We start from the raw sequence: 20557 nt of genomic DNA on the forward strand, positions 1-20557 counted from the left end.
TTTTAAAATAAAAATTAATTAATTGATTTTTAGTGTTTTGTGGTTTTGGCATCATCTTCACTACATAATAAGTAGTAATAATTAATTCAGTCAAAAAAAGAATATGATTTTAAATTATATAAAAATAGCATTCCGGACGTTACGTAAAAATAAAGGGTATAGCTTTCTGAATATTTTCGGATTAGCCATCGGAATTACCTGTGCCAGTTTAATCTTTCTATGGGTTGAAGATGAGTTGAGTTTCGATTCGGAATTTGAAAAGCAAGATCAAGTGTATTATGTGCCAACGCATCAAGAATATGATGGAGAATGGCGAACGTTCAATTCTACACCAGGACCATTTGCGGAAGCTATGAAAACGGAAATTCCAGGAATTGTTAAAGCATCACGCACTAAACATAGAGATTTATTATTTTCTGTAAATGATAATGCCATTAATAGTGGTGGACGTTTTGTAGATGAAGATTTTATAACAATATTTAGCTTAAAATTTGTTGAAGGTAATGCTAAAGAGGCTTTTAATAATCCTGAAGCCATCGTTATTACGCAAGAAACGGCAGAACAGTTGTATGGCAAAAATGCAAAGGCCATTGGTAAAGTACTCAAAGTAGATAATACTGAGAACTATTTAATTTCTGGAGTGATTGAAAATCTTCCAAAAAACGTCACATTTCCCATCAATTGGATTGCACCATTTGAGCGTTGGAGTGGAGACAAAGAATGGACCAATGGTTATGGTAGTTTTTTCGCCGATACCTTTGTAGAATTATCACCAGAAGCCGATTTTAATGATGTTGATGCACAAGTAAGAGGTTTATTAGAGAAGAAAACAGGAGATAGTGACTCAAAAGCTTTTTTACATTCTATAAAAGATTGGCACTTAAGAGCTCATTTTGAAAATGGAAAGCAAGTTGGTGGACGCATAGATTCGGTGAGACTATTTACTATCATTGCTTTAATTATCTTATTAATTGCGTGTATTAATTTTATGAATTTATCCACAGCACGAAGCGAAAAACGAGCAAACGAAGTTGGAGTCAGAAAAGCGATGGGTTCTGGTCGCACAAGATTAATTTTTCAATTTATTTCAGAAGCTTTGATTCTGGCTTTTATAGCTAGTTTAGTGAGTGTACTGTTCCTGTTTGTGTTGTTGCCGCAATTCAATTTACTTATAGAAAAAGATTTAGTTTTAGGATTGTCGCAACCATTTCACATTGTATTTTTATTAGGAATTACCTTGGTGTGCGGCATCATCGCAGGACTGTATCCTGCTTTTTATCTATCGTCGTTTAAGCCTGTTGAGGTTTTAAAAGGACTAAAAGTTACACACGGTTCTGCAAATTATATCCGGAAAGGACTCGTTGTTGGTCAGTTTACAATTTCAATCGTATTTATTATTTGTACCATTTTAGTCTATCAACAACTTCAACATATAAAAAATAGAGACTTAGGTTTTGATAAAGACCAATTGATTTCGTTGAATGTCAATGGAACTATGATCCAAAAATTTGATGTCATTAAACAAGATTTAATTCAAACAGGTGCGGTTTCAAGCGTCGGTTTAAATAATTCTGGGATTTTAAATGGAGGTAATAATGGTTCTAACTTAACGTGGACAGGCGGAACAAACACAGAAGACGTCTTAATTTTCTTTAGATATATTAGTTCCGATTTCTTGGAAACTGCAGGTATGGAACTCGTTGAAGGTCGTGGGTTTTATGAAAACATGGCAAAAGACAGTACGAGTGTTTTAATTACAGAATCCTTTGCTAAACTGATGGGACAAGGCAGTGCAATTGGTAAGAAGATAGATCGAGGAGATGTGTATACGGTTGTTGGTGTTGTAAAAGATTACCTTTTTGATGACATGTATGGACAAAGTGATCCTGTGATGTTTTTTAACTACCATGGTGAAGCGAGTTATATGTATTTAAAAACAAATCCTAAAATAGGAACTAGCGATGTGTTGTCTAAAATTGAAGCAGTAATGAAAAAACACAACCCAGCATTTCCTTTTGAATACAGTTTTGTAGATGATGCGTTTAACGCTAAATTTAAAAGTGAACAACTCGTTGGGAAGCTATCTCAGCTTTTTGCCTTATTGGCCATTCTTATTTCATGTTTGGGACTTTTTGGATTGGCAGCATACACCGCAGAACAGCGTAGCAAAGAAATTGGAGTTCGTAAAGTTTTAGGAGCAAGTGTTTCTGGTATTGTAAAATTATTATCTAAAGACTTTTTAAAACTCGTTGGTCTTGCCATTGTAATTGCTATTCCTGTGGCTTGGTATGTTATGGATAATTGGCTTGGGAATTATGCCTACCGCATAGAAATCAATGGATGGATTTTTGTCATAGCTGGAATAGTTGCTATTGTAATTGCAATGGTGACGGTAAGTTTTCAGGCGATTAAAGCGGCAATTGCAAATCCTGTGGATAGTTTAAAAACCGAATAAATAAAATCATCAATCAAAATGCAAAATATATTAGTAAGCTTAAACGAAGCCACAAGAACAGTCAATTCAGGAAGCAATAAAGTCACATTACTAGATAATATTAATTTTAATGTAGAGGAAGGTGAATTCATTTCACTTATGGGACCTTCTGGTTCTGGGAAATCTACTTTGTTGAATTGTATTGGTATGTTAGATAATTTTACAGGTGGAGGTTATACCTTTTTAGGTGAACCTGTGCATAGTATGAAAGAAAAAAACCGCTCTAAACTCTACAAAGAATATATCGGTTTTGTGTTTCAGGCGTATCATCTTATTGATGAACTCACCGTTTACGAAAATATAGAAACACCATTACTTTATAAAAACGTAAAATCTTCTGAACGTAAAGCGATGGTTGCTGATATGCTAGACCGATTTAATATCGTAGGAAAGAAAGATTTATTCCCAATACAATTAAGTGGAGGGCAACAACAACTCGTTGGGATTGCCAGAGCCTTAATAGGACAACCAAAGCTCATTTTAGCAGACGAACCAACTGGTAATCTCAACTCTAAACAAAGCGAGGAAATCATGGAACTCTTTGCTCAGTTAAATAAAGAAGGAGTCACCATAATACAAGCCACACATTCTGAAAGTAATGCTGCTTATGGTTCTAGAATTATTAATCTACTTGATGGAAAAATAGTATAAATATTTAACTGAAATTTTCTCTTGAGTGGACTTTAGGGGTGTTTTATAAAATTATACAATAATCATGATACATAAACTCATACTATTAATCATCATTGTAATGATGAGTTGGGCTGGTTTTGCTCAAAATACAACGAACAAAAGTTATACTTTAGACGATTGTATTGCTATCGCTTTAGAGCACAACCTCGATTTAAAATCAACCAATTTACAAGCCAATTCAGCAAAAGTAAATTACCAACAATCCAAAGCCGATGTGTTACCAAGTCTTAATGGTAGTTTTAATTTGGGTGTTAATGATGGCAGAAGTATCGACCCATTTACCAACGCTTATATCAATCAAGAATTAACCTTTTCTAACTTAGGATTGAGTTTAGATATGATCATTTTTAATGGTTTTCGATTATTAAATGCTGCCAAACAAAATCGATTGAATAAAAAAGCTTCCGACTTAGAAATTGAAGCAGCGCAACAAGATTTAATATTGAATATCACCTTGGCCTATCTTCAAGTTTTAAATGCAAAAGATGTATTAGAGTTGGCTAAATCCCGATTAGAAACAACAAAACAACAGCTTAAAATTCAACAAGATTTTTACGATAACGAATCAGGAAATCCTGCAGATTACGCTGATATTCTAGGACAAGTGGCAAGCGATGAAACCAGTGTCTTAGTAGCTGAAAGCAGCTTAAATAATGCCAAAATAAGTTTACAGCAATTAATGAATTTAAAAGAAGATATTCACTTAGCAACCGATGGTTTACTTCTAGAATTTAATAAATATGAAGTTTCTGCCAATACTGTTTTTGAAGACGCTATTCGTAACCTAGCCACATTTAAAGCTAAGGAATTGCGTATAGAAGCAGCCAAAAAAGGGGTGCGTGTTGCGAAGTCTCAGTTTACACCCGAAATTTCACTTTTTGGAGGTTTAAATACAAACTATTCTAGCGCAGCGGAATTATTTACCGCCACAGGGTCAAGTTTTGTTGAAACCGGAGATTTTGTAACGGTTGACGATGAAGATTTGCCGATTATGACAGAACAGACCAATTATGCTTCAGAAGGTATTGATTATACCGACCAATTAGATAATAATCTCAATACGGTTGTTGGTGTTCAGGTTAATGTGCCATTATTCAATGGTTTTAGAGCGAAAAACAATGTGGCTTTAGAAAAAATTAAAGTTGAAGAATCCATCATTGAGTTAGAACGTACACATGTTGACATTAAGAATGCGATTGCTCAGGTATATTTTGATATGGAAGCCGCTTATAAACGTCATCAAAGTTTAGAAAAACAAGTGGAAGCTTATCAGGAATCTTATCGTATTAATGATATCCGATTTAAAAATGGCGTCTCTAATTTCTTAAATTATATCACGAGTAAAAATAATTTAGACAATGCTAAAGTCAATCTCGCCAATGCCAAATACGATTACTTACTGCGCGTAAAAGTATTGGATTATTATAGAGGTATTAAGGGGTAAAGAAGATATTACGATTTTTAATCACGAAAGTAATGAGATACTTTTAGTGGCTTTTGAGTTAATTGATGTTGGGTTAAAGAATTTACTTTATAGCTTATATAACCACACGAACATCATGTACTACAGAAAAAAACATGGCAGAGGCTTTCGATATGTCGATAGTACTGATAAAACTATAAAGGATAAAGATTTAAAAGATTGGTTTAAAGCCTTGGTTATTCCACCAGCTTGGACCGATGTTGAAATTACTACCAACAAATCGGCTAAAATTTTAGCCACAGGTAGAGACGATAAAAATAGAAAACAGTATATCTATAATCCAAAATATAGAGAAAAGCAAGAACAGCAAAAATTCGATCGCATTGTTAAGTTTGCAGGTCAATTAGAACGTATGCGTCGTGTTACCGGACAACACCTTCGTAAACGAAAATTGGTTAAAGAAAAAGTGCTGGCATGTATGGTGAGACTTCTGGAAGCCGCGTATTTTAGACCTGGGAGTGATTATTATGCCAAAGAAAACGAGAGTTATGGTTTAACGACCATGCGAAGTAAACATTTGCAAATTGAACATGATGAACTCATCTTTAATTATATCGGGAAATCGGGTAAAGAACAAGAACGCCATATCGTTGATAGAAAGTTAGCGAAAATCGTGCAAGAGATAGACGATTTGCCTGGTTATGAAATATTTAAGTTTATTGATGAAGCCGGAGAAAAGCAGGATGTTAAAAGTGAACATCTCAATGACTATATTAAGGAGGTGATGGGTGAAGAATTTTCTGCAAAAGACTTTAGAACATGGGCAGGAACAGTGATTGCCGCCATGGCATTAGATGAAATTGGGTATTCTAAAAAACAAGACCAAAAAGAATTAGATAAAAATATCCGTGAAGCGGTCATAAAAGTAAGTGAGCGTTTGGGAAACACACCATCGGTTGCACGCAGTTCTTATATTGATCCGCGTGTTATTGATGAATATATTGATGGCAAAACCATCAACTATTTTCAAAAGGAAATAGCACGACTATTAAAAGTAAATGAAAACCTTTCGAGAGAGGAAATTGGAGTTTTGTGTATGCTGAAGAGAAAATTGAAATAGCTCAAATGCTAACTTTAAATAATATCACAGTATCATAAAAAAAAAGCAACCTTCTGTAGAAAGTTGCTTTTCAAATTCTTAATTATTTTAATAAAGCAGAATGAAGCTTTCTCAATTTGGATAATTTAGGTTCAATAACAAAACTACAGTACCCATAATCTGGATTGTTTTCATAAAAATCCTGATGCTCTTGTTCCGCTTCATAAAACGTAGGAGCTGCAGTTAATTCTGTTATAATCGGTTGTTCGTAATACGGTTTTAATTCATTTAGAACTCGATTTGCAACTTCCTTTTGCGCATCATTATGATAGAAAATTACTGAGCGGTATTGTGTTCCACGGTCGGCACCTTGTCTATTAAGTGTTGTTGGATCGTGAGTAGTCATAAAAATGATTAAAATAGCTTCGTAGCTAATCACGTTAGCGTCAAAAGTCACTTGAACGACTTCTGCATGACCTGTTAAACCAGAACAGATTTCTCTGTACGTAGGTTTTCCGGGTACATTCCCTCCAGCATATCCAGAGATAACTTGTTCTACACCTTTAACCTCTTGAAACACGGCTTCTGTACACCAAAAACAGCCGCCACCAACTGTTGCTATTTGTAAGTTTTTAGTACTCATTATGCTGTTTCTTTATCTAAAATCATAGATTCTGAATTCACGCAGTAGCGCAATCCACTCGGTTCTGGGCCATCTGGAAAAACGTGTCCCAGATGAGCATCGCAAGTATTGCACATCACTTCTACGCGAACCATGCCATAAGTCGTGTCTTTTTCATACTTAATAGCATTTTCTTCTATAGGTTGCGTAAAGCTTGGCCAACCTGTGCCTGAACTGAATTTTATTGTAGAATCGAATAATGGTGTGTTGCAACAAACGCAATGGTACTTGCCTTCTTCATAAGTTGTGCAAAGGTCACCAGTATGCGCACGTTCGGTACCTTTTTGACGAGTAATTCTATATTGCTCATCTGTTAATTGCGCTTTCCATTCAGCCTCAGTTTTCTCAACACGACGGTCTGGAGTAGGGTTGCCATTAACAGAAAAGTTAATAATGTCTTTCCAAGTTAACATAGATTTGTATTTAAATAAAATAGTCGTGAAAATATCAAATTACTTTCACGAAAAATAGATTTCAATTTTAAAAATTTTAATTATTTCTGAGGGCAGTGATTAATTCATCCTTTTTCATTTTAGATCTTCCTTCGATATCTACATTTTTAGCTTGTTCGTAAAGTTCATCTTTGGTCCATTCTTCATATGGTTTTGCTTTACCGCCTTTTTTGCCAGCATCTGGTGTGTTGGCAATTCTTGCTGCTTTTTCTTTACTGTAACCTTTATCGCGCAAAGCGTCGTATTGATCTTCATTTTTAATTCTTGAACGTGCCATGTATATATGTCTTTATAATTTGTAACCAATAAGTTCTTAATAAAAGGCACAATTGCTTAGCGCTATTGCAACAAAAATTGGCTGTGTTAATAAGCAACACAATAGAAATATCTATACGTTGTCTTTGCGATTTTATATAGGATTCGGGTCATAGGGTTAATTGTAACTCTAATTTAAGGTTGATATTTTATGGTTTGGTATTCTGAGACGTTAAGTTTTTCTTAAATAGACAGAAAAGGGTCGTATGATTCTTTATTCTCTATGAGAAACAATAATTTTGCAGCTTATTATAATGAAAATAAGAAATTTATGAGTCAAGTAAAAGAAAATGATACTGTAAAAGTACATTATACAGGAAAATTAAAAAACGGACAAGTCTTTGATAGTTCTTTAGAGCGCGAGCCTTTAGAGTTTACATTAGGTCAAGGGATGTTGATTCCTGGTTTTGAAAAAGCAGTTATTGATATGAAAGTAAACGATAAAAAAACTGTAGATATTCCTGTAACTGAAGCTTATGGTGAAGTGAGACAAGAGTTATTTCACAAAGTTGAAAAGGCACAGTTACCAGAGGAGGTAAAGCCAGAAGTAGGATTAGGTTTAGTGTCTAAAGATGCACAAGGTAACGAGCATCCTTTCAAAATTGTAGAGGTGAATGAAGACCATATTGTTGTAGATGGAAATCATCCTTTAGCAGGACAAGAATTAGTATTTGATCTTGAATTGGTAGAGATTAAGTAAGACCTTCTGATTGAGATATAAGAAAACCTATGAAGTTAATTTCATAGGTTTTTTGTTTTAAAACTGAGTGTGTTTTTATGTTAGTCAAATATTATAATTTGTTTGAGGTGATTAAATATACAATACCAGTGTAAAAAGTATCTACAAAACAAAGCACGATTTAATAAAAAACTTCTATCTCCTTTATAATTTTAGCGATTCAGTTTTTGTGCAATCGGTGAGATTAACTTCGTAATGCTCTGGTGTACTATATATTTTAAAAACAACAAAGTGCAATCAAGTTAACTTGTTGCACTTTGTATGTTTAAAATCACAACAAAGTTGTGCTTCATTGTGGAGTCGGAGAGAATCGAACTCTCGTCCAAACAAGTAACCAAAGGGCTTTCTACACGTTTAGTCTTTTCTTAGATTTTAGACGTAAAGCTGGTTAAAGACAACCCACTTTACGCTTAGCTTTTTAATCTCGAAAGGGCATCAAAGCGCTACCCAATCTTAGTCAATTTTTACGATGCCTCATGCAGAAACGCCACTGACTAGGGCTTTTCGGAGACATTTAGCCTTCCTACCTTGTAGGAATGAGCACGAAATCTTACTGTAATTCAGATTATGCAGCTAAAGCGTAGTTATTCTCGCCGTTTAAAATTTGGTCTAGCCTTTTAGGTGTTTCAATGCCATTACACCACGTGCTTACCATTTAATTAATCTCGCTGTCAAAACCAGTCGACCCCAAAATTTGAAATAAATGGACGGCGAAGTTACGAAAAAAGTTGCGCAACCTCATAAATCCTTTTACATTCGTGCAAATATTATTCCATATTCAATTTTGACAGTTTTAAAATTATAATAAGTATGACATTTGCCATCATAAAAGAACGTAAAAATCCACCAGATAGACGCGTGGTGTTTTCTCCTGAACATTTAGCAGAAGCCAGAATGCAATTTCCAGAGGCTACATTCATTGTAGAGTCTTCGGATATTAGAATTTTTCCGGACGAAGCTTATAAAGATTTAGGTTTTGAAGTTCTAGACGATGTCTCTCATGCCGATGTAATGATTGGAGTGAAAGAAGTACCTATCGAAAATTTGATTCCGAATAAAAAATACTTCTACTTTTCTCACACGATTAAGAAGCAACCGTACAATAGAAAATTGTTAGTGGCTATGTTAGAGAAAAATATAGAGATGTTTGATCATGAAACTATCGTTAAAGAAAATGGTGCGAGACTTATAGGTTTTGGACGATATGCTGGCTTGGTTGGCGCCTATAATGGATTTAGAGCTTTAGGATTACGAGATGGATTATTTAAATTACCCAAAGTGGAAACCTTGGCCGATTTAAATGCCGTAAAAGCCGAATTAGATAAAATCACCATTCCAAACATTAAAATTTTGCTTACTGGAACCGGAAAAGTAGCTTATGGTGCCAAGGAAATATTAGACCATTTGGGCATAAAGCAAATCAGTGATGCATTATATTTAACCTCAGAGTTTACGGAACCAGTGTATGTTATGGCGGATGTTATGGAATACGCAAAACGAAAAGACGGTAAAGTTGGTGACCGCTTTAAGTTTTACAAAGATCCATCGGGTTATGAAAGTAACTTTATGCCTTATGCTAAAGAAACCGATTATTTTATAGCAGGTCATTTTTATGGAAATAATGCACCGTATTTATTTACGAGAGAAGATGCCAAGCATCCTGATTTCAAGATAAACTTAGTGGCTGATATCTCTTGTGATATTGATGGTCCTGTGGCGAGTACAATACGACCTTCAACTATTGAAGATCCTTTTTATGGTTATGATCCTAAAACGGAACAGGAAGTGGCTTATGATGCAGAAGGAGCTATAACTGTAATGGCTGTAGATAATTTACCATGCGAGTTACCAAAAGATGCTAGTGAAGGTTTTGGTGAAACATTTTTGGAACACGTAATTCCTGCATTCTTCAATAACGATGAACGGGAAATCTTAAAACGTGCTCAGATGACTGAAAATGGGAAATTAACGAACCGGTTCAGTTATTTACAAGACTATATAGACGGAAATTAATTTACAAGGGATTGTACTGAATCACATTTAAGTCTTCATCTTTTAAATTTACATACTGATAGTTGACCCTATCATTTTTGTCGAACTCACCATTTTTGTTGGTGTCCGATATGCTTTTAAAGTATAACCGGCTTTGTTGTGGAATAACATTCCAATCGACAATTTGTGCTAATTTTGGAGTAAGCTTTTTCAGACCTTTGCCTTCAATGGTACTGATGTATAAGGTTTCGACATCGTTAAAATCTAGTTTAGCATCTTTATTAGTGTCGGCATCTCTAATGGTATATACTAAAAATTGGAGTCCAGTTTGTACTCTAATATTTTCAAGAAATCGTATAGACGTAATCTCCATAAGCTCATCTGTTAAAGCTGTTAATTTTTCTGAATTAAGATGCTGGAATTTAATATTACTAAGTTCTCCTGTTATGGAATAGTTGTTATAGCGAGAAACTGAATAGGACGCATGGCCACTTCCTTTACTGTAACTAGTAAATCTCGACTTATAATCTCTTATATAACCAATGGGGTGAATTAAATAATCCGTACTATCAATAAGAATGGGCAAATCTGCAATTTCGATTTTTGAATTGTCTTTTTTGATTTCAGTTGTAATGGTATCATCATGACTTATAGTTTGTGATCTCTCATCGCAACTCATTAAACATAAGACTAGACAAAATAATGCTAAAGTTCGGTTCATAATTTTAGTTTTTTTCTAAAGTATTCAAATTCTTAAACATCCAAAAGCCTACGATTAAAAATGCACTGAAACCAAAAGTAAATAACCAAGCTTCAAAATGCTGAAATGGCATAATAATTATGTTTAGAATATCTATAAACAAATACTGTGAGCCACTTATAATTTCCCATGAATTGTAACGAAGAAAACGTCCTAAGTAAACTCCAAATCCACATAAAAAAAGTATAGCAATACTCATCATTTCAATAGGAAGGGTTTTAAATATAGATTTAACTAGTGTTTGCATATCCAAAAGGGAAATGTAAAATACTAAGAGTCCACTTAATGCAAATGATAAAACCACTAATACATCAAGCCATAAAAGCGCATCGTTTCCTATTCTAATATGAATTAAATCGGTAACAATATAGGGGGCATTGGGCAAAAAGGCTAACCACGCCATAAACCAGAATCCAAGTTTTAATTTGCTCAGTTTTGATGTGGTATTTAAATACATCGTTATGGCATATGGGATGATGGCTAAGAACACATTCCAGATTAAAAACAGAAAGGCATAGGACTTGTTGAGTTTCATGCGTACCATGAGTAAAATACTGCTAAATAGTAATGCTACGGTAATTAATGATAAGGTTTTAAAACGTTCTTGAATTAATATTTTTATAGTTTCCATAATCTTATATTTTGTCTATTTTGTAATTTTGAAAGAGATGATTCAACGGCTATAACCGTCAGTATGCCTAAGGTATAAGCGAGTAAGTCTGATACATGAAATGTGCTACCGAAAATGAGTTTTGCCGTAAAACTATCTTGTAAATTAAAGTAGGTTAAGAATGGGGTGAGTTGAAGCAATTCGATACCATAAGCAATTAAGAGGACCACTATACTCGACTCCCTCACATTCAAGTTGGTGCATCCTCTAAGAATTGCATATAGTAAAATAACAACGAGATAATCGCCAAAGGTGTAGCGAATGAATCCTGTTTTGATTATAAAAGCAATGGCCAATTCTATAAGAAATAAGCTATGTGCGAGTACTAAATAGTTTTTGTTGAATTGAAATTTCATGATGGTAATGGTGATTTTATTTAATAGCGATTTTATCTCCTAAAAATTTAGGTTTTATATTAAAGAGCAAGTCTAAACGTGCTTTGGTACGTGCTAAATATTCGCGTGGTGGTGTTTTGTAAACATCTTTGGCGTTATAGGCTATAGCTTCAATATCATAATGTTGCGCAATGTAAATAGCACGTTCATTATGAAATTTCTGTGAAATAATAGTAATCGCATTTTGACCAAATATTTTCTTAGCTCTCACTATGGAATCTAAAGTTCTAAAGCCTGCATAATCTAAAAATATATGTTCAGCAGGAATCCCTTTCGCAACTAAATCATTTTTAAAATCAGTAGGTTCGTCATAGTCTTTTCTGCCATTATCTCCACTGATTAAAATGTAGTCTATCTTACCAGCTTTGTAAAGGGCAACAGCTGCATCCACTCGATGTTTGTAGAATAAATTGATATTGCCACTGGGTGCCCATTTGCTTGCTCCAAGGACGAGTCCGACGTTGTTCTTTGGAATAGTATCAATATCATCATAAGTAAGGCCTTTAGCTTTAAAACTAATCCAATGAAAGGTGACGAACACACCAAAAATCATGCAGATTCCTGTTAGAATTAAGATTTTAAATGTTTTCATGCGGCGATGCGTTTTATGTTTAATAGGTCCTGTTTTGGAAAAATAGCAGCTCTAAAATCTGAAATAGACACATGCATGAGCTTTCTATAATCAAAATGATGAAAGGCATTGGCTGCTTTTCCTATCTTGTAAGAATGATGGTAATACTTATAGTAATCAGGAAGAATGGCCACACCAAGAATAATGGCTCCATACAAATACGGACTGCGTTTGCCGTTGCCATAACAAAGGCATTGTAGCGCAATTTCATCTTCAACTTTAGTGCTGTAACCACAGAGTACATGGTAGCAATCGTGACGCTCAACCTTGGGGATTAATTCAAAATTATTTTTATCTAGAAATTCTCCCAAATGTCTTCCAAACGTTGGTTCCGGAAACTTTAATAAATCCTGTTTTGTGATATGCCAAGGCTTGTGATTTTTAAACATATTGGTGTAAATCCGTTGCGAATGTTCAAACAACCAAATGATGAATTGCTTGCGTTGTGCTTTTAAAGTTTTATATAGGTTGTTCATGGTAATTTGGGATGATTTGATTTTGCAAAGTTGTTGTTTGGATGCTGAGTTTTTCTGCTTCGTATGAGTTCGTATCTCCAAATAAAAAGCGACAAGCTGAACACGAAACTGAAATAATAAGTGGCAACGATATGCTTGTCTAATCCTATAATTGCTACAATACAAAGCGTAAATACACTAATAATGTAATACGGAAAATAGAGTTTGAAGACGCGCATTTTATCATGTCGGTATTTGGAGGCCCAAAATATGCACGATATACTAAGACGTACCAAGATGAAAGTGATTCCTCCAACAAAAAGCGAAACAAACAAGATTAGAATAGCCATGTTATTCGGTGTCTATTTTAAAATTATCATATCGTAATTCTTGCCAATTATTAGTTCGTAATTGATACACGTAATTGTGATATTTTTCTTCGATTTGATGGATAGAATCTCCATTTAAGTTTTCGTTGTCTAACTGTTCATTTAACAACAAGGTGTTATTATCGGATAATGCAATGACATACTTGTAATCCATGGATTTGGCATAATTAAAATTGTAATTCGTAATGTGATAATCCCAATTAATTGTGCTAGAAATAACGAGAATTGCAAAAGCAGCTTGTGTGTTTATTCGGAATAAATACCAGTTGTTTTTTGCTCCATTTATTTTAAGAAGCGTTGTAACCAATCCAATTGTGGCAAGCAGTAGGTAGACAATGACTCCAATACGTTTGTAGGTTAACCCGAAGTAATAGATATACTGACTGTTTTTAAATACAATGCTCAGCACTAATAGAATATTTAAAATAATCCATGTAAAAGCAAGGCGTTTTAAGGAGGCGTTTTGTTCGTAAAAATTGAGGTTACCTCGAAATACATAAAGTAAAATCATGATAGCAATAACAATAGAGGCAATGAGCGCATTGATACCATTATGAACTTGGGCAGAATATAAGGACGCTTTAATCTCTTGTTGTGTTGTTATAAAGGTAATATCGGTTAATAAATACATTACAATTAATGCATTTAATAATGCGATAAGAATCAGGCCTAGTTGATTTTCTTGTTTTAATTTGGGGATAGAAAATGCTGCTGTTTTATGTAAGGTGTTTTCAGTTTGTAAATCGAGTTCTGTGGCTGGTTCTACTTCTATTGGTGTATGGATATTACTGAATAAATAGTAACCTAAACCTGCGACTAAGACCCATTGTATGTTTATAAATCCAAAATCTATCTGTTCTATTAAGTTGCTAAAAACGGGATTTCCTTCTTTATAAAGTGCAATAAAAGTAATGAGGATTACGGTTGGAATTAAAATGATCTTCGCCCAATGCAAATAATCTATTTTGTCCTTTTTTTCTAAATTCTCAGTGTTTGGTTTTGGTGTGGATAAAGCAAAATTACGGTAAAATAGTCCTGCTATAGTGGTGTACAAACCATTAAGCCAACTTATATAAATTGAAGATTTGGTTTCAGATAAATGACCGATTAACGTAAAGAATGCGACTAAGTTGGCAATTATGGATAATGAAGAACTATGAAAAAAGATGGTAAGTCCTGTGATGAGGTAGGCTATGGTGTAGATTTGGGTTTTCCGATTTTTAAAATGCGCTTTGTTATTAATAAAAAGAATGACCACAGTGAGTATACTGAATAAAAAGAGGTTAAGTCCGATAGATTGGTCATAGAAAAAGGTGCTAAATAAAAGGGCTGCAATAAATAAGATTAGTTTTTTCATGATTGAATACTTTAAAGTACTTTGAATTTCAAAGTAAGTGATAAAAAAAAAGATTTTAATTTTTCGACTATCTCGTTGAGCGTAGGCGAACGTTGATTTTATGTTTTATTGATTAATTTTTCAAGGGCTTCAATATGTTTTTTGAATTCTAATTTTCCTAGTTTCGTCACACTATATCTTGTGTTTGGTTTTCGACCTATAAACTGTTTTTCAACCAAAATGTATTCGGCCTTTTCTAAAGCTTTGGTATGGCTGGCCAAATTACCATCTGTGGCTCCTAATAATTCTTTCAACATTTTAAAATCGGCATACTCGTTTACCATGAGAACCGACATGATGCCGAGTCGTATTCTGTGATCAAAAAGTTTATTTATGTTAGTTATAATACTCATTATACTTCCCGCAACAGCAGGAATCTATTTTTTTAATAAAGGTTGTCAAATTTACCATTAATCAAAATAGTATCATTTAAAATCGTAATGTTAATGACCTCTTCTAGTTGGTGCCCATTAGTATAATACCCAAAGCGTCTTGAAACTTGTTGATTATGAGCGCTTTTAAATGCTATAGAATATGCGCCATCTGTGCTAATCTCGTCCATGTCGGTGTTAAATGCAACCGTTTCATCTTTCTTCAAATGGATTAATTGTTGATTAGCGTCTGGGGAAATTTGTAAGGAATCAATATCGTAATCACTTTTGTTTGAAATCCTAAATTTACCTTCGTTAGTCTGGCACGATAGTAAAACTGTAAGTACTAAAGCGTAACCTGGAATAAGTTTAATACCTCTCATTTTACATCATATTTAAAATGCATCCAAGTGCCATAAACAATATGCAGTATTCCAAATCCCATTACCCATAGCCAAAATCCGTATCCAGGATAATAGGCGGCAAACAATCCTAAAATTACTTCTGCAAATCCTAAATACTTGATATCACCAATACTATATTTAGAAGCATTAATTAATGCTAAGCCATAAAATATGAGCATTAAAGCACCTGTCTGTCCATACCTCCCTTGATCTAATATAATTAAGGTGTATAATCCGCCTGCCGCCAAGGGTACTAAAAAATTGATGAGTAGGCGACGCGAGGAGTTGTCCCATATTTTTTCGCCGTTTTTCTTGGCCTTTCGTGTGGTTAAAATAATACCAGTTAAAGCACTTAAAAAGGCAATCATAAAAAGTACAAACATGCTAGTCCAAAATACCCAGCCATGAAATATAATGAGCGTGCCACCGCTGTAAGTCATTACCAACCAGTATGCAATAGCAGCACCAATTAAAGCATAGATACCAGCGAGAATCCCAGACAACCCACTCAACGAAATAAATCGAGATGACTTATTCATGAGATTTTTAATCTCACTAATGTCTTTTAAATAATCTTTATCACTCATATTAAAGTACTTTGAAATACAAAGTAAAATAAATATTTCGGTTTGCGCAAGTTTATTTTCGAGATTTCGTTAAATTTATAAATGAACAAATAAATGACATAACCACCATGATTGAACTACTTTTAGCTATTGCAAATATCTCAGGAGGCATCTTATTAGGTCTAGCAACCCTAGATAAATGGGATGGTGAGCATAATTTCTTTAATAAAATCGCAGGATTTTTAGCTCCTTTTGATACCGTCATTGGACTTGCACTTATCATTTTAGCCATACTCGAATTTTGGGATGGATTGTTATTTAACATTGTGAGTATATTGGGCGGCATTTTGCTATTAACGCACGTATTTTATAAAGTACCTGCTTTAGAGGCGAGTTTAAGACAACTATCTGCAAAGTTAATGCCTTTTAAAGCTGTCATTGGGATTGCTCTAGTTATAATTGGTGTTTTACAAATTTTTTAAGGTGTCCGAAACCTCTTTTTCTCTTTAACATATGATTATAAAGTAGAAAGCGTTTTGGTAGAAGTCAAATTGAGGTTGTCCTATTTATCTTGTAGGAAAATAAAGCGAATATATTTTCATTAATTAACAATCGTTCAGACTTATTAACAAGTATGATTTTTGTCATGTTTTGGGGTTTTATCATAGGGTAGCTTTGTGTCTATCCTTTAAAATTTCAAAACCTTTTTCATTATGAATCAAACGCTTTATGCTTCAAAATCATTTACTTACAACGACGTTTTAAAAGAATGTTTAGCTTATTTTAATAACGACGAACTTGCCACAACTACTTGGATTAACAAGTATTGTTTAAAGGATAGGCATGGTAATTATTTAGAGAAATCGCCAGATGATATGCACCAAAGGATGGCTAGGGAATTTGGTCGGATAGAAAATAAATATGCGCTTACGGATACCATTTCAGAACACCTATCAGAGTATGGGAAAATTAGAAAACCGTTAGATGAACCTAAAATATATCAACTTTTTAAAGATTTCAAATATGTAATTCCTCAAGGTAGTGTCATGTTTGGATTGGGTAATGAACACGTTATTGCATCTTTGTCCAATTGTATCGTGGTGCCTTCCGTTTTAGATTCTTATGGTGGAGTTTGTAATACCGACGAGCAATTAGCACAATTGTTCAAAAGACGTTGTGGAGTAGGAGTGGACTTATCCGAACTGCGACCAAAAAATGCTTTAGTGTCTAATGCAGCGGGTTCGACAACGGGAGCAGTGTCGTTTATGAATCGTTTTTCGAACACCACAAGAGAGGTTGCACAAAACGGAAGACGTGGAGCTCTAATGCTTACCATGGACGTCAAACATCCAGATATTGAAGATTTTATTACCATTAAGCAAGATTTAACCAAAATTACAGGTGCTAATATTTCCATTCGTTTGTCAGATGAATTTATGCAAGCCGTTGTTAACAACACTAAATTCACCTTACAATGGCCTATTGATAGTAAAACACCACAATACACAAAGGAGATTGATGCCAAAGATCTTTGGGATAAAATTATAACCTGTGCGCACAATACTGCAGAACCCGGTTTGATTTTTTGGGACCGACAACATCAGTATTCTACCTCGTCTGTATATCCTGAATTTAAAAATAGTTCTACCAATCCATGTTCAGAAATTGCCATGCAAGGTGGTGATAGTTGCCGATTGATTGCTGTGAATCTATTCAGTTTTGTGGATAAACCATTTACTAAGAAAGCGAAATTCAACTTTAAGAAATTCTACGAAGTAGTTTATGAAACGCAGCGTTTGATGGACGATTTAGTCGATTTAGAACTCGAAGCTGTAGAACGTATTTTAACTAAAATTAATGCAGATCCAGAACCGGATGCCATTAAAAGAAATGAAAAGGACTTATGGAATCTTCTCGCTGAAACCGGTAGAAAAGGACGGCGTACAGGCTTAGGGTTTACAGCTCTAGCCGATGCCGTTGCGGCCTTAGGAATTAAATTTGATACTGATGAAGCCTTAACTGTTGTGGATGATATAATGAAAACAAAAATGACGGCCGAGTTTGATAGTAGTATAGATATGGCCATCACAAGAGGTCAGTTTGAAGTCTTTAACAGAAATATTGAAGACACTTCAGAATTTGTGCAAATGTTGGCTAATGAATTTCCTAATACGTACAACCGTATGATGGAACACGGCCGAAGAAATATATCCATAAGTACCGTTGCCCCAACTGGCTCGTTGAGTATGTTAGCACAAGTGTCATCAGGAATTGAGCCGGTGTTCTTATTGTCTTACGTAAGACGACGCAAAGTGAATACCAACGATAACAATTCTAAAGTCGACTTTGTAGATGATTTAGGTGATGCCTTTGAAGAGTTTACTGTGTACCATAAAAAGTTTGAAACTTGGATGAACATTACAGGTGAAACTGAAATAGCAGACAGTCCATATGCCGGAGCAACAGCACCAGAAATTGACTGGAAAAAGCGTGTGGAATTACAAGCTTTGGTTCAAAAATATACAACGCATTCCATTAGCTCTACGATTAATTTGGCTAAAGATGTTACGGTAGATTTGGTCGGTGATATTTACGTGGACTCTTGGGAAAAAGGCTTAAAAGGCATTACGGTGTATAGAGATGGGTCTCGAAGTGGCATTTTAGTCGCAACCGATGAGAAAACAAAGGAGGACAAAATAACCACAACGGAAACCTTAGTCGCCAAACGCCCAGATAAAATTGAAGCCGAAATTGTGCGTTTTCATAATGAGTCCGAAAAATGGTTAGCCGTCATCGGTTTAGTGGAAGGCCGCCCTTATGAAATTTTTACAGGCCAAATGAAGGACGCGTTTAATTTACCAGAATGGGTGAATAAAGGTTGGGTCATTAAACAGCGCAACAACGATGGATCGTCACGGTATGATTTTCAATACATCGATAATGAAGGCTATAATATAACGATTGAAGGCTTGTCGCGATCATTCGATAAAGAATTTTGGAATTACGCCAAATTAATATCAGGTGTGTTACGTCACGGTATGCCAATACCTTATGTGGTAGATTTAATTCAGAATTTAAATTTATACGACGATCATATCAACACCTGGAAAAATGGAGTCGCCAGAGCTTTAAAACGTTTTGTGCCAGAGGGAACAGAAGCTGTGGATAAAAAGTGTCCTAGCTGTAATGATCCAGAGGGTTTAATTTTTGAAGAAGGGTGTTTAAAGTGTAAAAGCTGTGGGTATTCTAAATGTGGCTAAAATTCCTACGAAAGCGAAAATCGAAGATTCAGCGTAGCTAATCTCATCAACGATAATAAATCACCTGAAATAAATCTAAGACCTCAAAGTTTTATAAACCTTGAGGTCTTTTATTAATAATTTAGATATTCAAAATTGGAGTCGTCTAAAACAGTAAAAAAGCTAAGTAATATTTATTATATTTCATTGTTGTTTAATATTTGAGCATGACAGAAATCTAGTATTTTAAAAAATCAGAGGACATTTTATTCTAAAAAAAATAGATTTAAATTTGAGTAATCCTGCAAGGTTTCAAAAACCTTGTAGGTATAAATTAAAATGAAATAATGTGAACCCAGCAGAAGCACACATCCTAAACCAACCCGAACCTTTCAAATCTATATTTTTGCATTTGCAGGTGTTGATTGAACATACCTTACCAGAGGCCGATTTATTATACAAATGGAGAATGCCATGCTATTACGTAGATAAGCGACCAATCTGCTATCTCAATAAAAGTAAAGATTATGTAGATGTCGGTTTTTGGCATTCTGCACACTTATTAAAACAATGGGATGCGTATTTAATTTCTGAAAACCGCAAAGTCGTAAAATCATTACGCTACAAAACGCTAGATGATATTGATGATGCTGTTTTTATTTCCATTTTAAAAGAAGTGGAAGGATTGAAGGAAAAAGGGTTTTATAAGAAAGGGTAGATTTTAGTGTTCAGTTTTCAGTGTTCAGTTGGTAGCTAGTATGAGAAATAAGTTATTAAATCGTTGCCTCAAATTACTCTACGCATCTCCGTGGATCCTCCGTACATTCAGCATAATTCCCACTTTGCATCTCAAGGTCTTTCGGAGAAACATTCTTCACTTTGAAACTCTGCACCTCTGAAACTTTACAACTTATTTCACCAGCCACATCCCTAAAAACACTGCCAAAAACCCAACGACAAAACTCGCCACCGTATAAACCGCAAAACTCATAAAGTCCCCCGATTTTAAAAACACATGATTCTCATAAGCAAAGGTAGAAAACGTGGTAAATCCACCACAAAACCCTGTCGCTAAAAGTAAGGTCTGACTCTGAGAGAGCGTATCGTTTTTAGCTGCTAAGCTAAGAATAATCCCAATGAGTAAACTCCCTATAATATTGGCTACAAAAGTACCATAAGGAATTCCTGTTTCAGAATTATTGAGCCATTTACCGATTATAAAACGGAGTACGCTTCCGAAGCCACCACCAAGAAATACGAATATAAGTTGTTTCAATTGTGTTTAGTTTTTAGTTGGTCGTTGATAGTTGCTGATTCAAAGTATATGATGTTTACTTATCAGTTTCAAAATAGGGCATCAAGTTATTTAGTTATAATCTTAATCACGATTTA

22 protein-coding genes and 1 other RNA gene are annotated in these 20557 nt (G+C 34.6%); 9 read left to right on the top strand and 14 right to left on the bottom strand.

Annotated elements, in window-relative coordinates; genetic code table 11:
- The first annotated feature begins 103 nt into the window (after window positions 1-103).
- The 4 genes from C8N41_RS07215 (at window position 104) to C8N41_RS07230 (ending at window position 5730) form a co-directional block, all read left to right on the top strand.
- Entirely contained in the window at window positions 104-2455 is a 2352-nt protein-coding gene (locus tag C8N41_RS07215) for an ABC transporter permease (protein WP_115838716.1), read from the top strand.
- A gap of 18 nt (window positions 2456-2473) precedes the next feature.
- Complete coding sequence (locus C8N41_RS07220) at window positions 2474-3145, top strand: ABC transporter ATP-binding protein (protein WP_115838717.1); 672 nt, start codon at window positions 2474-2476, stop codon at window positions 3143-3145.
- Window positions 3146-3209: 64 nt separating this feature from the next.
- Window positions 3210-4631 carry a TolC family protein gene (locus tag C8N41_RS07225; RefSeq protein ID WP_115838718.1) on the top strand — a complete coding sequence of 474 codons (1422 nt, stop codon included), beginning with the start codon at window positions 3210-3212 and terminating at the stop codon, window positions 4629-4631.
- A gap of 115 nt (window positions 4632-4746) precedes the next feature.
- Window positions 4747-5730 carry a DNA topoisomerase IB gene (locus C8N41_RS07230; RefSeq protein WP_115838719.1) on the top strand — a complete coding sequence of 328 codons (984 nt, stop codon included), beginning with the start codon at window positions 4747-4749 and terminating at the stop codon, window positions 5728-5730.
- Between the two features lie 82 nt (window positions 5731-5812).
- Here the strand turns inward: C8N41_RS07230 and msrA are convergent, their stop codons facing one another.
- The 3 genes from msrA to C8N41_RS07245 form a co-directional block, all read right to left on the bottom strand.
- The gene (gene msrA, locus C8N41_RS07235) at window positions 5813-6352 is read right to left on the bottom strand and encodes a peptide-methionine (S)-S-oxide reductase MsrA (protein WP_115838720.1); all 540 of its coding nucleotides are present in this window, start codon (window positions 6350-6352) and stop codon (window positions 5813-5815) included.
- Entirely contained in the window at window positions 6352-6804 is a 453-nt protein-coding gene (gene msrB, locus C8N41_RS07240; protein WP_115838721.1) for a peptide-methionine (R)-S-oxide reductase MsrB, read from the bottom strand. Before msrB ends, msrA begins: the two co-directional genes overlap by 1 nt.
- Before the next feature lie 76 nt (window positions 6805-6880).
- The gene (locus C8N41_RS07245) at window positions 6881-7120 is read right to left on the bottom strand and encodes a DUF7218 family protein (RefSeq protein WP_115838722.1); all 240 of its coding nucleotides are present in this window, start codon (window positions 7118-7120) and stop codon (window positions 6881-6883) included.
- Window positions 7121-7429: 309 nt separating this feature from the next.
- Here C8N41_RS07245 and C8N41_RS07250 point away from each other — a divergent pair, with 309 nt between their 5' ends.
- Entirely contained in the window at window positions 7430-7858 is a 429-nt protein-coding gene (locus tag C8N41_RS07250; protein WP_115838817.1) for an FKBP-type peptidyl-prolyl cis-trans isomerase, read from the top strand.
- Between the two features lie 331 nt (window positions 7859-8189).
- Here the strand turns inward: C8N41_RS07250 and ssrA are convergent.
- Window positions 8190-8586, bottom strand: a transfer-messenger RNA (tmRNA) gene (gene ssrA / locus C8N41_RS07255).
- A gap of 121 nt (window positions 8587-8707) precedes the next feature.
- On the opposite strand from ssrA, the gene C8N41_RS07260 reads away from it, so the two are divergent.
- A complete protein-coding gene (locus tag C8N41_RS07260; protein ID WP_115838723.1) occupies window positions 8708-9910 on the top strand; it encodes an NAD(P)-dependent oxidoreductase in 1203 nt (400 codons plus the stop codon).
- A gap of 1 nt (window position 9911) precedes the next feature.
- On the opposite strand, the gene C8N41_RS07265 is transcribed toward C8N41_RS07260, so the two are convergent.
- The 9 genes from C8N41_RS07265 to C8N41_RS07305 form a co-directional block, all read right to left on the bottom strand.
- Complete coding sequence (locus C8N41_RS07265) at window positions 9912-10610, bottom strand: hypothetical protein (RefSeq protein WP_147298940.1); 699 nt, start codon at window positions 10608-10610, stop codon at window positions 9912-9914.
- Between the two features lie 4 nt (window positions 10611-10614).
- Window positions 10615-11280, bottom strand: a complete 666-nt coding sequence (locus C8N41_RS07270) for a DUF1361 domain-containing protein (protein ID WP_115838724.1) — start codon at window positions 11278-11280, stop codon at window positions 10615-10617.
- A complete protein-coding gene (locus C8N41_RS07275; RefSeq protein ID WP_115838725.1) occupies window positions 11268-11675 on the bottom strand; it encodes a ribosomal maturation YjgA family protein in 408 nt (135 codons plus the stop codon). Before C8N41_RS07275 ends, C8N41_RS07270 begins: the two co-directional genes overlap by 13 nt.
- A 16-nt stretch (window positions 11676-11691) precedes the next feature.
- Window positions 11692-12306: a SanA/YdcF family protein gene (locus C8N41_RS07280; protein WP_115838726.1), complete on the bottom strand. Its 615-nt coding sequence runs from the start codon at window positions 12304-12306 to the stop codon at window positions 11692-11694.
- The gene (locus C8N41_RS07285; protein ID WP_115838727.1) at window positions 12303-12821 is read right to left on the bottom strand and encodes a hypothetical protein; all 519 of its coding nucleotides are present in this window, start codon (window positions 12819-12821) and stop codon (window positions 12303-12305) included. The genes C8N41_RS07280 and C8N41_RS07285 overlap by 4 nt, the downstream gene beginning before the upstream one ends.
- A gap of 330 nt (window positions 12822-13151) precedes the next feature.
- Window positions 13152-14546, bottom strand: coding sequence for a DUF4153 domain-containing protein (locus C8N41_RS07290; RefSeq protein ID WP_115838728.1), 1395 nt, complete (start codon window positions 14544-14546; stop codon window positions 13152-13154).
- A gap of 98 nt (window positions 14547-14644) precedes the next feature.
- Window positions 14645-14938, bottom strand: a complete 294-nt coding sequence (locus C8N41_RS07295) for a winged helix-turn-helix domain-containing protein (protein ID WP_115838729.1) — start codon at window positions 14936-14938, stop codon at window positions 14645-14647.
- A gap of 32 nt (window positions 14939-14970) precedes the next feature.
- Window positions 14971-15339: a hypothetical protein gene (locus C8N41_RS07300; RefSeq protein WP_115838730.1), complete on the bottom strand. Its 369-nt coding sequence runs from the start codon at window positions 15337-15339 to the stop codon at window positions 14971-14973.
- Complete coding sequence (locus C8N41_RS07305) at window positions 15336-15947, bottom strand: hypothetical protein (RefSeq protein WP_115838731.1); 612 nt, start codon at window positions 15945-15947, stop codon at window positions 15336-15338. The genes C8N41_RS07300 and C8N41_RS07305 overlap by 4 nt, the downstream gene beginning before the upstream one ends.
- A 107-nt stretch (window positions 15948-16054) precedes the next feature.
- Between C8N41_RS07305 and C8N41_RS07310 the strand changes: the two genes are divergently transcribed.
- The 3 genes from C8N41_RS07310 to C8N41_RS07320 all read left to right on the top strand — a co-directional run bounded on the left by C8N41_RS07310 (window position 16055) and on the right by C8N41_RS07320 (window position 19883).
- Window positions 16055-16408, top strand: coding sequence for a hypothetical protein (locus C8N41_RS07310; RefSeq protein ID WP_115838732.1), 354 nt, complete (start codon window positions 16055-16057; stop codon window positions 16406-16408).
- Window positions 16409-16639: 231 nt separating this feature from the next.
- Window positions 16640-19186 (top strand): adenosylcobalamin-dependent ribonucleoside-diphosphate reductase, encoded by a 2547-nt coding sequence (locus tag C8N41_RS07315; protein ID WP_115838733.1) that lies wholly within the window; start codon window positions 16640-16642, stop codon window positions 19184-19186.
- Window positions 19187-19514: 328 nt separating this feature from the next.
- Window positions 19515-19883, top strand: a complete 369-nt coding sequence (locus C8N41_RS07320) for a DUF1801 domain-containing protein (protein WP_092444307.1) — start codon at window positions 19515-19517, stop codon at window positions 19881-19883.
- Between the two features lie 192 nt (window positions 19884-20075).
- Here C8N41_RS07320 and crcB read toward each other — a convergent pair whose 3' ends face one another.
- A complete protein-coding gene (crcB, locus tag C8N41_RS07325) occupies window positions 20076-20441 on the bottom strand; it encodes a fluoride efflux transporter CrcB (protein WP_115838734.1) in 366 nt (121 codons plus the stop codon).
- Between the last annotated feature and the right edge of the window lie 116 nt (window positions 20442-20557).

The sequence above is a fragment of the Winogradskyella sediminis genome (assembly GCF_003387355.1).
Classification (GTDB): domain Bacteria; phylum Bacteroidota; class Bacteroidia; order Flavobacteriales; family Flavobacteriaceae; genus Winogradskyella; species Winogradskyella sediminis.